General features: G+C 70.4%; 16 protein-coding genes. 9 read left to right on the forward strand and 7 right to left on the reverse strand.

The features are described 5' to 3' along the window. Window positions 1-211: 211 nt before the first annotated feature. A complete protein-coding gene (locus EP757_RS23850) occupies window positions 212-943 on the forward strand; it encodes a GAF and ANTAR domain-containing protein (RefSeq protein ID WP_127549515.1) in 732 nt (243 codons plus the stop codon). Between the two features lie 39 nt (window positions 944-982). Here the strand turns inward: EP757_RS23850 and EP757_RS23855 are convergent, their stop codons facing one another. Then, the gene (locus EP757_RS23855) at window positions 983-1,366 is read right to left on the reverse strand and encodes a hypothetical protein (RefSeq protein WP_127549517.1); all 384 of its coding nucleotides are present in this window, start codon (window positions 1,364-1,366) and stop codon (window positions 983-985) included. Window positions 1,367-1,469: 103 nt separating this feature from the next. Between EP757_RS23855 and EP757_RS23860 the strand changes: the two genes are divergently transcribed. From EP757_RS23860 to EP757_RS23885, 6 genes are all read left to right on the forward strand, one after another. After that, the gene (locus EP757_RS23860) at window positions 1,470-2,135 is read left to right on the forward strand and encodes a dienelactone hydrolase family protein (RefSeq protein WP_127549519.1); all 666 of its coding nucleotides are present in this window, start codon (window positions 1,470-1,472) and stop codon (window positions 2,133-2,135) included. Then, on the forward strand, window positions 2,132-2,770 hold the full coding sequence (locus tag EP757_RS23865; protein ID WP_127549521.1) for a phosphoribosyltransferase: 639 nt from the start codon (window positions 2,132-2,134) through the stop codon (window positions 2,768-2,770). Before EP757_RS23860 ends, EP757_RS23865 begins: the two co-directional genes overlap by 4 nt. A gap of 33 nt (window positions 2,771-2,803) precedes the next feature. Beyond that, window positions 2,804-3,523 (forward strand): ABC transporter ATP-binding protein, encoded by a 720-nt coding sequence (locus EP757_RS23870; protein ID WP_127549523.1) that lies wholly within the window; start codon window positions 2,804-2,806, stop codon window positions 3,521-3,523. A 34-nt stretch (window positions 3,524-3,557) separates the two neighbouring features. Beyond that, window positions 3,558-4,286, forward strand: a complete 729-nt coding sequence (locus EP757_RS23875; RefSeq protein ID WP_127549525.1) for an ABC transporter permease — start codon at window positions 3,558-3,560, stop codon at window positions 4,284-4,286. 9 nt (window positions 4,287-4,295) lie between these two features. Continuing rightward, window positions 4,296-4,907, forward strand: a complete 612-nt coding sequence (locus tag EP757_RS23880) for a TetR family transcriptional regulator (protein ID WP_127549527.1) — start codon at window positions 4,296-4,298, stop codon at window positions 4,905-4,907. 66 nt (window positions 4,908-4,973) lie between these two features. Continuing rightward, entirely contained in the window at window positions 4,974-6,029 is a 1,056-nt protein-coding gene (locus tag EP757_RS23885; RefSeq protein WP_232049969.1) for an LCP family protein, read from the forward strand. Here EP757_RS23885 and EP757_RS44485 read toward each other — a convergent pair. The 3 genes from EP757_RS44485 to EP757_RS23900 form a co-directional block, all read right to left on the reverse strand. Next, window positions 6,026-7,114 (reverse strand): methyl-accepting chemotaxis protein, encoded by a 1,089-nt coding sequence (locus EP757_RS44485; protein WP_305030372.1) that lies wholly within the window; start codon window positions 7,112-7,114, stop codon window positions 6,026-6,028. The genes EP757_RS23885 and EP757_RS44485 overlap by 4 nt on opposite strands. A 90-nt stretch (window positions 7,115-7,204) precedes the next feature. Next, entirely contained in the window at window positions 7,205-7,690 is a 486-nt protein-coding gene (locus tag EP757_RS23895; RefSeq protein ID WP_127549529.1) for an SRPBCC domain-containing protein, read from the reverse strand. 13 nt (window positions 7,691-7,703) lie between these two features. Beyond that, on the reverse strand, window positions 7,704-8,027 hold the full coding sequence (locus EP757_RS23900) for a winged helix-turn-helix domain-containing protein (protein WP_127549531.1): 324 nt from the start codon (window positions 8,025-8,027) through the stop codon (window positions 7,704-7,706). Window positions 8,028-8,172: 145 nt separating this feature from the next. Between EP757_RS23900 and EP757_RS42900 the strand changes: the two genes are divergently transcribed. Then, window positions 8,173-8,322, forward strand: coding sequence for a hypothetical protein (locus EP757_RS42900; RefSeq protein WP_160165870.1), 150 nt, complete (start codon window positions 8,173-8,175; stop codon window positions 8,320-8,322). Here the strand turns inward: EP757_RS42900 and EP757_RS23905 are convergent. From EP757_RS23905 to EP757_RS23915, 3 genes are read right to left on the reverse strand one after another with little or no spacing between them, the layout of a single operon-like run. Further along, the gene (locus EP757_RS23905) at window positions 8,304-8,795 is read right to left on the reverse strand and encodes a molybdenum cofactor biosysynthesis protein (protein ID WP_127549533.1); all 492 of its coding nucleotides are present in this window, start codon (window positions 8,793-8,795) and stop codon (window positions 8,304-8,306) included. The two genes, EP757_RS42900 and EP757_RS23905, sit on opposite strands and share 19 nt — an antisense overlap. A gap of 19 nt (window positions 8,796-8,814) precedes the next feature. Next, entirely contained in the window at window positions 8,815-9,567 is a 753-nt protein-coding gene (locus tag EP757_RS23910) for an NADPH-dependent F420 reductase (protein WP_127549535.1), read from the reverse strand. A gap of 21 nt (window positions 9,568-9,588) precedes the next feature. After that, on the reverse strand, window positions 9,589-10,194 hold the full coding sequence (locus tag EP757_RS23915; RefSeq protein ID WP_127549537.1) for a TetR/AcrR family transcriptional regulator: 606 nt from the start codon (window positions 10,192-10,194) through the stop codon (window positions 9,589-9,591). 97 nt (window positions 10,195-10,291) lie between these two features. Here EP757_RS23915 and EP757_RS23920 point away from each other — a divergent pair, with 97 nt between their 5' ends. Continuing rightward, window positions 10,292-11,305: an NADP-dependent oxidoreductase gene (locus tag EP757_RS23920; RefSeq protein ID WP_127549539.1), complete on the forward strand. Its 1,014-nt coding sequence runs from the start codon at window positions 10,292-10,294 to the stop codon at window positions 11,303-11,305. The last annotated feature ends 59 nt before the right edge of the window (window positions 11,306-11,364 follow it).

Genomic DNA, 11,364 nt, shown 5'->3' on the forward strand with positions numbered 1-11,364 from the left:
CGTTCCCCGGAATCCCAGCCGGAAACGTGACGATGAGGCCGGTGTACTATCTGCCTCTGCGGCCGGAGTCGTTCCATCGACGAAGGCCTTCCGGCGTCAAGCAGCGGCGCGGGTCCGGGGATCCCGAGAGGGTTTTCCGGGCAGCACCACAGGTTAATTCACGCGGGCCGCGTCAGGGCGGGTCGCGCACCGCTGCAGGGATCCACTGACGTTGAAGGCGCACGACCCGACCGACTCCGCCACCACTTTCGCCGAGCTCGGCCGCATCTTCGCGGAGCTCGGCCGTATCAAGCTGGGTGAGACCGACCTCAACGGTGTCCTGCACCAGGTCGCCGACCTCGCCCGGCGCACCCTGCCCGGCGCCGGCCAGGTGTCGATCACGATGATCCGCGGTGACGACGCCTATACGGCGGCGCACACGAGTGAGACCGCGCTGCTGCTGGACGAGCACCAGTACGCCCGATCCGGCGGCCCTTCGCTGGAGGCCGCGCACGGCAAGACGACGGTCGTGGTGCGGGACGGCGCGAACGACGACCGCTGGGACGGCTGGCCGCTGCTCGCCGCCGAGGCCGGCTACCGGAGTGTCCTCGCGGTCGGCCTGCCGGTCGTGGAGACGATGGCCGGGGCGCTGAACCTCTACGGCGAGCGGCCGGACGGCTTCGACGACGACGGCGTGACGCTGGCGCAGACCTTCGTCCGGTACGCCGGTGTCGCGCTCGCCAACGCCCACCTCTACGACAGCACGGCCAGCCTCGCCCAGCACATGCAGGCGGCGATGGAGAGCCGGGCCGTGATCGAGCAGGCCAAGGGCATCATCATGGGCGAGCGGCGGTGCAGCGCGGACGAGGCGTTCGCGATCCTCACCAAGGTCTCCCAGGACAGCAACCGCAAGTTGCGCGACGTGGCGGCGGCGCTGGTCGAGCGGACCCAGCGCGCGCCGTAGAGAGAACCGGCGTGGGTGCCTGGCCGGGCACGGGGGCGGTCAGGCACTCACGTCGAGCCTTGAGTTCTGCTGCTTGGCGAGGTGCCGCAGTGCCGGTTCCAGGTATCCGGCGACCGGGTTGCGGCCGCTCGTCGCGTCGTAGCGGCGGGACAGGTCCTTGAGGTAGACGGCGGTCACCTCCTGCCCGGCCGCGAGCCGGCCGGTGGCCCGGTCCGCGGCGATCGCGGCGGCCAGCGAGTTGATCCATCCGGCGTTCACCTCGCCGGGCTTGATGCTCTGGCCGGTGGCCTGGAGGATCAGCTCGCGGTCGCGGTCGGTGAGCGCGGCGGCGTCCTCACGGGCGTGCTGGTGGCGTTCCCGCGACGGCCGGGCGGGCGCCACCGGCGGCATCGTCTGGCTGCGGGTCAACCGGGAAATGGACATGGCGGCTCCGACTCCCGTGCGAACTCTACGTTCCTCTGTTCGGTGCAGCACGGTTGCGGCTTAGTCAAAGCGTATCCGCAGTTCAGGCGGGTACTTGAGAGCCATGACCAGTTGGAAGACTCAGGAACGGATCGATGCCGGCGGGGTCCTTCTCGACGGCGATCTCGCACTTCCGGAACACCCGTCCGGATTGATCATCTTCGCGCACGGCAGTGGCAGCTCCCGGCACAGCCCGCGCAACCAGATCGTGGCCACCGAACTGCACGAGTACGGGCTGGCCACCCTGCTGACCGATCTGCTCACCACCGAGGAGGAGGTGGCCGACGCCCGTACCGGCCATCTGCGCTTCGACATCGGCCTGCTCGCCGACCGGGTCATCGCGGTCATCGACTGGGCCCGGGACAACCCGCCGACCGCGGCGCTGCCGATCGGATTGTTCGGCGCGAGCACCGGCGGGGGAGCGGCGCTGGTCGCCGCGGCGGCCCGGCCGCAGGCGGTCCGGGCTGTCGTTTCTCGCGGTGGCCGCCCCGATCTGGCCGGACCGGCCCTGCTGGAGGTCCGCTCACCGACGATGTTCCTGGTCGGTGAACGGGACACCGAGGTTCTCGACCTCAACGAGCAGGCACGCAACACCATGCGGATCAGCGCGGAGCTACGGGTGATCGCCGGCGCGACGCACCTGTTCTCCGAGCCGGGCGCTCTGGACCAGGTCGCCGAGGAGGCGGCCGGGTTCTTCCAGATGCATCTGACACCGGCGGTGGCGAGATGATCTTCTCAGATCGGCGGCAGGCCGGCGAGGCGGTCGCCGAGCGCGTAGCCCGGCTCAAGCTGCCGGGGAAACCCCTGGTCCTGGGGCTGCCGCGAGGGGGGCTGCCGGTTGCCGACCCGGTCGCGCGGCGGCTCGGAGCCGACCTCGACATCGTGGTGGCCCGCAAGATCGGCGCGCCGGATCGGCCGGAGTTCGGGGTGGGCGCCATCGCGGAGGACGGGCCGCCGGTCTTCGACGAGCGCAATCTCCGGTACGCCGGGGTCACCGAGGACGACGTCGCGCCGATCGTGGCCGAGGCGCGGGAGGAGTTGCGGAGGCGGATCCGGGATTACCGCGGTGACCGCCCGGTGCCTCCTGTCCGGGGCCGTGCCGTGATCCTCGTCGACGACGGCCTGGCGACCGGGGTGACGGCCCGGGCCGCGATCTCCTGGTTGCGTGCCCACGGCGTGGGCCGGGTGATCCTGGCGGTGCCGGTCTGCGCGCCGGCGGCCCGGGACCTGCTCGGTGCCGACGCCGAGGTGATCTGCCTGCACGCGCCGGACCGGTTCGCCGCGGTGGGTCAGTGGTACGACGACTTCGCCCAGCTCAGCGACGCCGATGTGAAGGGGGTGCTGTCAGAATTCATCACCTGTTGAATTCTGGCCCCGGCAGGCCTACCGTGAGGATCCATGGACACCTCCATCGAGGTCCGGGACCTCGTCATCAGGCGCGGGAAGCGCACGGTTCTCGACGACTTCCACTGCGCCATCCCGCGCGGCAGCGTGACCGGCCTGCTCGGACCGAGCGGCAGCGGCAAGACCACCCTGATGCGGGCCGTCGTCGGGGTGCAGGTGATCGAGAAGGGCACGGTGACGGTCCTCGGCCACCCGGCCGGGTCGCCGCCGCTGCGCCGCAGGATCGGCTATGTGACGCAGGCGCCGAGCGTCTACGCCGACCTGACAGTGCGGGAGAACGTCCGATATTTCGGAAGTCTTTATCGACTCCCGGCGAAAGAGGCCGATGCCGCGATCGAGACGGTCGGCCTGAGCAGTCACGCCGGCCAGCTGGTCTCCGATCTCTCCGGTGGGCAGCGCAGCCGCGCGTCGCTGGCCTGCGCGATCGTGAGCCGTCCCGAGGTGCTGGTGCTCGACGAGCCGACCGTCGGCCAGGACCCGGTGCTGCGCGACGAGCTGTGGAGCCACTTCCGCCGGCTGGCCGACGACGGCGCCACGGTGCTCGTCTCCAGCCACGTGATGGACGAGGCGAACCGCTGCGATCGCCTGCTGCTCATCCGCGAGGGCGCCCTCATCGCCGACGACACCCCGGCCGCGGTGAAGCAGTCGGCCGGCACCGAGGACCTCGACCAGGCGTTCCTCCGCCTGATCCGCGACCAGGAGGTGACGGCATGAGCGCGCTCCTGCTCGAAATGGCGGGTGGACCAGCATGATCCTCGCGTCCACGATCCGGCGGATCCTCACCCAGCTGCGGCACGATCCCCGCACCATCGCCATGATCATCGTGGTGCCGACGCTGCTGATCACCCTGATCTATTTCATGTACGAGGGACAGCCCGGCGCCTTCGACCGCATCGCCCTCATCATGCTCGGCGTCTTCCCGTTCATCGTGATGTTCCTGATCACCAGCATCGCGATGCTGCGCGAGCGCACCAACGGCACCCTGGAGCGCCTCTTCACCACCCCGGTCGGCAAGATCGACCTGCTGTTCGGATACGGGGTGGCGTTCGGTCTCGCGGCGGCGGCACAGGCGGCGGTCGCGGCCGGGTTCGCCTACTGGGTGCTCGACATGACGACAGCGGGCAGCGTCGGCCTGGTCATCCTCATCGCCGTGGCGAACGCCGTCCTCGGTGTCGCGCTCGGCCTGCTGGCGAGCGCGTTCGCCCGGACCGAGTTCCAGGCCGTGCAGTTCATGCCGCTCGTCGTGGCGCCGCAGCTGCTGCTCTGCGGGCTGTTCGTGGCGCGCGACCAGATGGCCGGCTGGCTGCAGGCGATCAGCAACGTGCTGCCGATGTCCTACTCGGTGGAGGCTCTCATGGAGGTGGGTGCGCATGCCGAGCCGACCGCGACCATGTGGCGTGATCTGATCGTGGTGCTCGGTGCGATCGTGGTGGCACTCATCCTGGGTGCGGCGACCCTGCGCCGGCGGACCGCATAGGGGGCTCAGTTGCGACGGACCGGACGCCGTCCCGGAAACCCGGACACCCGGGAAGCCATCCTGGCGGCGGCGCGGACCGCGTTCGCCGAGAAGGGCTACGACGGCGCCTCGATCAGGGGCATCGCGACCGGCGCCGGGGTCGATCCGGCGCTGGTCCACCACTACTTCGGCACGAAGGACAAGCTGTTCCTGGCGACGATGAACGCGCCGATGGATCCGCTCGACGTGATCAGCAAGGCGGCCGACGGGCCGCGGGAACAGACCGGCGAACGCTTCGTACGGATATTTCTAGGAATATGGGATGGTCCGGCGGGTGCGGCCGGCGTCGCGCTTCTGCGCAGCACCGTCGGCAGCGAGTGGACCACCAAACTGTTCCGCGAGTTCATCCTCACCCAGGTCCTGAGGCGGGCGGTCCCCCGTCTCGGGCTGGAGGACGAGGAGGAGGGCCGGCTGAGAGTGACGCTCGCAGCGAGCCAGATGGTCGGCATGGCGATGGCCCGCTATGTGATCAAGGTCGAGCCGCTGGCCTCCGCGCCCTCCGAGGTCGTGGTGGCGGCGATCGGCCCGGCCGTGCAGCGCTACCTTTTCGGCGATCTGCCCGGAGTGTTCCCGGCTGACTGACTCAGTGCTCCGGCCGGCCTGCCGATCTACCTTCCGTCATCGGTCCCGCTGCCGGAAGGTGCACCCTTGTCGCGTTGGAAGCGTATGCCCCGCTGGGGGAAGGTCCTGACCTCGCTTCTCGCACTGGCCGCGCTGGTCGCCGGGCCGGTGGCGATCGCCACGGGCGTCATCGCGTACCGATTCAATGATCTGATCGGGCGTGACGACGTGCTGACCGAGGCGGCGGCGCTGCCGGCCATCACCGCGAAGCCGGAGTACCAGTCCTGGATCCGGAAGTCGGCCGGGAAGGCGCCGAAGGCGGACGGCACGGCGCGGAACCTCCTCATCCTCGGCGTCGACACCCGCAAGGGCTGGTCCGAAGGCCAGTCCCGCAGCGACACGATCATGCTGGTCCACGTCGACGGCGACGGCTCGAACGCCTCGGTCGTGTCGATCCCGCGCGACTCGTACGTCTACATCCCGCCGGTCGCCGGCAAGTGGGCCGGTGGCAAGACCAAGGTCAACGCCGCGTACGCCTGGGGTGGCGCGCCGCTCGTCGTCCAGGTGGTCAGCCACCTCACCGGTCTCGCGATCGACCACGTCGTCCGGGTCGACTTCGCCGGCGTCCGGAAGATCACCGACACGGTCGGCGGCGTCGACGTGACCATCGCCAGGACGGTCCACGACAAGCGGACCGGCGTCACCTTCGAGGCCGGCGAGCACCACCTCGACGGCAAGATGGCCGAGGTCTACGTCCGCCAGCGCTACGGCCTGCCGAACGGCGACTTCGACCGGGTCAAGCGGCAGCAGCAGTACCTGCACGCGCTCGCCTCCAAGGTCACCTCGCTCGGCATCGTCGCCAACCCGATGAAGATGGACGCGTTCGTGACGGCCATCGCCGGTTCGCTCGTCGTCGACTCCGGGATGAACCTGGCCGGCATGGTCCGCGAGTTCTCCGGCCTGCGCCCCGCCGATCTGCGCTTCACCACGCTGCCGTCGCACGGGTACGTCCGCAGCGCCGCCGGCACCGCCAACAAGCTCTCACCCCAGGAGTGCGGCGAGCTCTTCGCGGCCCTCTACACCGACACGATGGACGACTATTTCAGTTCACGACCATCCTTCTCCGGTACGTCGGGAGCCTAGTTCCCGACCCGTGCCAGGAAGTCCTCGACGTCCACGCGGAGCGGGTCCGGCAGGTCCAGGAACTCCAGTCCGAGTTCGGTGAGCCCGTCGCGTATAAGGCGGCGGGCCACCCGGGCCTCGGCCGTGCCGCGTAGCCCGTCCATCGCCATCTCCAGGCGGATCGTGTCGCCGACGGCCAGCGGCGCGCCGGCCGGAACCGTGCACCCCAGCCCGTCCGCGCTCAGGTCGGTGGCCTGCCCGGCGATCTCGCCGCTCGCCGTCCGGAGGCGGACCGTCCCGTGCACCGGCAGCCGGTCGTGGCGCCGCCGTTCCAGTCGTTCCGCCACGTCGGAGAGGTCGCCGATCTGCTCCATCGTGGCGTCCACGCTCTGGTGCAGCAGCGTCACGATGTCGTTCTGCCGGTCGGCGATCCCGCCCAGCTGCCGCATCGCGTCCTCGATGTCGCCGACGTCCCGGATGATCGCGGTGAGCGTCTCGCCCATCTGCGCGACGTCGGCTTCGAGGGCCGCGATCGTGCTGGTGATCTGCTCGGTCGAGCGCGCTGTCGTGTCCGCCAGGCCCTTCACCTCGTCGGCGACCACGGCGAATCCACTGCCGGCCTCGCCGGCGCGCACCGCCTCGATCGTCGCGTTCAGCGCGAGCAGCCGGGTCTGCGAGGCGATCCCGGAGATCACGCTGGCGATGCCGGCGACCTGCCGCAGGCTGTCGTTCAGGGCGGTGGCGGCCTCGTCGGCGCTGTGCGCGCGGCGTACCAGGGCTTCGGCCGCGCTGCTGGTGACGGTGACCCGTTCCTGGGTGGCGGCCGCGGCGTCCCGGGCGGCGCCCACCTGGACGACGACGTCCTCCAGCTTCCCGCCGATCACCGCTGCCGTCCCGTCGATGGCCTCCTTGGCCCGGCGGCGCAGGCGCTGATTGAGCCGCACCTGCTCCACCTGGGAACTCTGCGCCCGGGCGTCCCGCTCCGCCCGCAGCCGTTCCAGCTCGGCATCGCGTTCGGCGAGGGCGGCGGTGAGCTCCTCGATCCGCTGCCGATCACCGGCCGGAAGGGTCTCACCGCCGGATCGGGCTCGCCAGCTGGGGCTCAACCGCCCGCCTCCCATCCGGCACGTCGAGGGCATCCCCGACGCTACCGGAGAAGCCGTCGCCCGGATGCCGCTTCGCCGCCGGGCACGGAGCTATTCGGCCAGCAGGGCGTCGATCTGGGTCTGAGCGAGGCGCATGCCCTCCTCCATGCCCATCTCGGCCATCCGCTCCAGCTGCTCGGCGCTGGTGAATGTGGAGACCGTCGTCATCCGGGTCCGGTCGCCGACCGCCTCCAGGGTCACGACGCCGTGGGTGGTGTCCGCCGGGTCGACGGGGTCGAAGTTCTCGTCGGCGAATCCGTCGTCGAACTCCAGGCGGCTCGGGGCGTCGACCGCGGTGATCGTCCACCAGCCACGGGCCTTGGTGCCGTCCGGGCCGGTCATGTAGTAGTGCACCCGGCCACCGGGCTTGAACTCGTACGTCTCGAAGGTCGCCGGCCAGGTCGGCGGCCCCCACCAGCGCTCCAGCTTGCGCGGGTCGGCCCAGACCTGCCAGACCCTCTCGACGGCCGCCTCGAACTCGGCGACGAACGTCATGGTGAGCGCGTCCACGTTCTTGACAGAGCTGATCACCGGCATGACCGGTCTCCTCTCACTCGTCTTCATCCAGGATGTCGGCGATCCGGCCGGCACGCTGCCGCCAGACCTCCTCGTACGCATCGAGCAGGAGAGCCACCCGGCGCAGCGCCGTGACCTCCCCGTGCACGATCTGCTCCCGCCCGCGCCTGACCTTGCTGACCAGCGAGGCGCGTTCCAGCACCACGACGTGCTTCTGCACCGCGGCGAAACTCATCGGGTAGTGCCGGGCCAGCTCGGAGACCGACTGCCCGGACCGGATCACCCGGGTCAGGATGTCCCGCCGCGTCGCGTCGGCGAGCGCGTGGAAGACGAGATCGGTCTCCGAACCTACAACCATGTGGTTGTACATTAGTCGTGTCGGGTGCAGCCGGCAACCCTCGGGGGAGCGGATCGGGTGCGGCGTCCGGTTTTCCTGGAGTGGGTGCGGTGGCGGCCGATCAACGGGGTAACACCCAGCTGATCAAGCCGACAGAGGAGTCGTCATGAGCCTGACCATCGGAACCTCGACCCCGCCCACCACCCGTGACACTCACGCCGCGTGGCTGCGCCGCCGCGAGGATGACCGTCCGTTCAACTGGGCCGAGCGTTCGACCGAGACCGATCGCCGGGAGCTTCAGCCCGCGCTGGTCTGATCCGGAAGGACGGTCGCGGTCACCGGGCCGACCCGCAGCACGCCGTCGTTGAGCGGCACGCAGCGGATCCCGCCCTTGCGGCGCAGCGACTTCCACCCGCCCGGGCCGAGTGTCACGTCCATCCAGGCGCACGGGTTGGCCGGCCGCCGGACCCTCAGCAGCACCGGCCCGGCACCGGTGTCGAGGCTGAGCACCGAACCGACCAGCTCGTCGACGGGGACGCCGGCGAGCAGGATGTTCCGTCGTACATGGGAAAGGCCTCTGCCCTCGGGAAGCGACTCGCGGGCGATGACCGTGACGCTCGCGTCCTTGTGCGCCGGATGGTTGAAGTAGCGGTCGCCGACGATGCCCAGCCCGGCCCGGAGGTGGATCTCCTCGACGAGCTCGCCGTCCGGGGCGGGCGCCGGGCCGTCGGACGGGCGGCCTTCGAAACGGTGCACCGGTGAGGCGAGAAGTTCCACGATCGCAGGCACGGGCCCAATGGTAGGAACGTCACCTCAGCGTGGCGAGCGCGTCGGCCAGCGCATCGGTGGCGTCCTGCACGTCGACCTCGCGCGCCTGGAGTGGTCCGCCGGTCTCGGTGAGGCGGGCCGCCTTCGCCCCGCCCGCGTAGAACGGCGCGAACCCCAGCTCGCGGATGATCTGGCAGGCCGCCTCCCGGGCGTCCCGCTCATCGGTGCAGACGAACTCGGCGAGCAGCGGATCGTGGCCGCGCCGGCGGCTCAGCACATCGGTGGAGAGGTTGTTGAACGCCTTCACCCAGTGCGCGCCGGGCGCCCACTCGATCAGCGTCTCCAGGCCGCTCTTGCTGCCGGCCCCGTCCATCATCCGGTCGTACGCCTCGCCGGGCGGCCCGTTGACCGCCGCCGCGATCAGTTCCGGGTCCTTGGCGCTGGCGCCGGTGAGGTAGCTGCCGGTGAAGGCGCCGGTGAACGATCCGGCCGGGATGCCGGGCACCCCGTCCTCCGGATTGGTGCCGTCGATGACGACCTTTCCTTCGAGGGCGGTACGGGTGAGGTCCACCGCTTCCTTCGCCCCCGACCAGTTCGGCGCGAAGATGACCATGTCGCCGAACGCCGCGGCCTGCGCGATCGACATGACGCGCAGCTTCCAGTTCATCCGGTCCACCTGCTCGCGCAGCCGTTCCGGGTGGCGGGAGGTGACCGCTACCTCGTGGCCGCTTTCGGCGCACCACGCCGCCAGAGTGCCCCCGAGCTGACCTGCCCCAATGACACCGATACGCATGTCCTCAGCGTGCCTGCTGGATCACTCCGCCGAGTGGAGAACGGCTAAATCGCCGTAGAGGACGCGCAGCTCCACCACCACCAGATCGTCGACCAGCGCAGCCGGATCCGCCGCCCCCGCGAACGCCGCCAGCCGCAGGTCGTCGATCATCCCGGCCAGCACCGCCGGCGCCGGCCCGGCCGGGGCGCGACCGGCCGCGCGATCCCGCTCGATCCGGGCGGCCAGCCGTTTCACGTGCGCGTCGCGCAGACCGGCCCGCCATGCGGCGATCGGCGGGCAGCCGGGCGCGGCGGCGAGCGCGCCGGACAGCAGCCGGCCGTGGCTGCCCCAGATCGCGGCGAGCCCGGTCAGCGAGCGGCGCAGCGCCTCCTCGTCCGGGCCGGTCCCGTCCAGCCATTGACTCGAGTCGGCGAGCAGCTCGCCGGTGAGGTCGTGCAGCAGCGCGACCACGACCGCCAGTTTCGAGTCGAAGTAGAAGTAGAAGCTGGACCGGGAGATCTCCGCACCGGCCGCCAGCTCGTCGATGGTGATGTCGGCGAGCGGTTTGCGGGTGAGCAGGTCACGCGCGGTCGCCAGGATCGCCCGCTCCCGGCGGTCGCCCTTGCTGGGTCCTCGCCGGCGGGTCATGACACCAGAGTAACGCGATTAACACGGTAGATTCGACGCGGTGTCGACTTTCTCGACGTACTGTCGAAAACCCACGACGACGACATTGGAGATCCCCGTGCACGAGATCCGCCTCGCCTCGCGTCCCACCGGCTGGCCCACCGCGTCGAACTTCGAGATCGCCGAAGTGGAGACCCCCGTACCGGGCGACGGTCAGGTCCTGATCCGCAACATCTACATGTCGGTCGACCCCTACATGCGCGGCCGGATGAACGACACCAAGTCCTACGTCGCCCCCTTCGAGGTGGGCGCGCCACTGGACGGCGCCGCGGTCGGCGAGGTGGTCGCGTCGAACGCCGCGAACGTGCCGGTCGGCTCGGTGGTCGCGCACGGTCTCGGCTGGCGGGAGTTCGCGGTGGCGGACGCCAAGCGGGTGCGCGTCGTCGACCCGGCGCAGTCGCTCTCCGCGTACCTCGGGCTTCTCGGCATGACCGGCCTGACCGCGTACGTCGGCCTGCTCGACATCGCCCAGTTCTCCGAGGGCGACACCGTCTTCGTCTCCGGCGCCGCGGGGGCCGTCGGCAGCGTGGCCGGCCAGATCGCCAAGCTGAAGGGCGCGAAGCGGGTCGTCGGCAGCGCCGGTTCCGCGGAGAAGGCGTCCTATCTGATCGACGAGCTCGGCTTCGACGCCGCGTTCAACTACAAGGACGCTCCGGTGCGCGAGCAGCTCAAGGCCGCCGCGCCGGACGGCATCGACGTCTACTTCGACAACGTCGGCGGCGACCACCTGGAGGCGGCGATCGCCTCGGCCAACAAGTTCGCCCGGTTCGCGCTCTGCGGTGCCATCGCGCAGTACAACGAGACCACCCCGCCGGCCGCCCCGCGCAACCTCGCCCTGGCCATCGGCAAGGAGCTGAACCTGCGCGGCTTCATCGTCGGCAACCACAACAACCGGATGCCCGACTTCCTCGCCGAGGTCGGCGGCTGGCTGCGCGAGGGCCGGATCTCCGCGCGGGAGACCGTCGTCGAGGGCCTGGCGAACGCGCCCGAGGCATTCCTCGGCGTCCTCCGGGGCGACAACACGGGCAAGATGGTGGTCAAGGTGGGCGACGAGCCCGCTGTCCGTTCTTGATCATTCCTTGTACGAGCGGAGTCCCGCCCTCGGGCGGGACCCCGAGTCACTCTGCGTAA

It is taken from the genome of Actinoplanes sp. OR16, from assembly GCF_004001265.1.
Classification (GTDB): domain Bacteria; phylum Actinomycetota; class Actinomycetes; order Mycobacteriales; family Micromonosporaceae; genus Actinoplanes.

Excerpts from the sequence above, each read along its gene's own strand:
- EP757_RS23855 (WP_127549517.1), bottom strand. The coding sequence starts at position 1,366 with ATGTCCATTTCCCGGTTGACCCGCAGCCAGACGATGCCGCCGGTGGCG.
- EP757_RS23860 (WP_127549519.1), top strand. The coding sequence starts at position 1,470 with ATGACCAGTTGGAAGACTCAGGAACGGATCGATGCCGGCGGGGTCCTT.
- EP757_RS23865 (WP_127549521.1), top strand. The coding sequence starts at position 2,132 with ATGATCTTCTCAGATCGGCGGCAGGCCGGCGAGGCGGTCGCCGAGCGC.
- EP757_RS23870 (WP_127549523.1), top strand. The coding sequence starts at position 2,804 with ATGGACACCTCCATCGAGGTCCGGGACCTCGTCATCAGGCGCGGGAAG.
- EP757_RS23875 (WP_127549525.1), top strand. The coding sequence starts at position 3,558 with ATGATCCTCGCGTCCACGATCCGGCGGATCCTCACCCAGCTGCGGCAC.
- EP757_RS23895 (WP_127549529.1), bottom strand. The coding sequence starts at position 7,690 with ATGCCGGTGATCAGCTCTGTCAAGAACGTGGACGCGCTCACCATGACG.
- EP757_RS23900 (WP_127549531.1), bottom strand. The coding sequence starts at position 8,027 with ATGGTTGTAGGTTCGGAGACCGATCTCGTCTTCCACGCGCTCGCCGAC.
- EP757_RS42900 (WP_160165870.1), top strand. The coding sequence starts at position 8,173 with ATGAGCCTGACCATCGGAACCTCGACCCCGCCCACCACCCGTGACACT.
- EP757_RS23910 (WP_127549535.1), bottom strand. The coding sequence starts at position 9,567 with ATGCGTATCGGTGTCATTGGGGCAGGTCAGCTCGGGGGCACTCTGGCG.
- EP757_RS23915 (WP_127549537.1), bottom strand. The coding sequence starts at position 10,194 with ATGACCCGCCGGCGAGGACCCAGCAAGGGCGACCGCCGGGAGCGGGCG.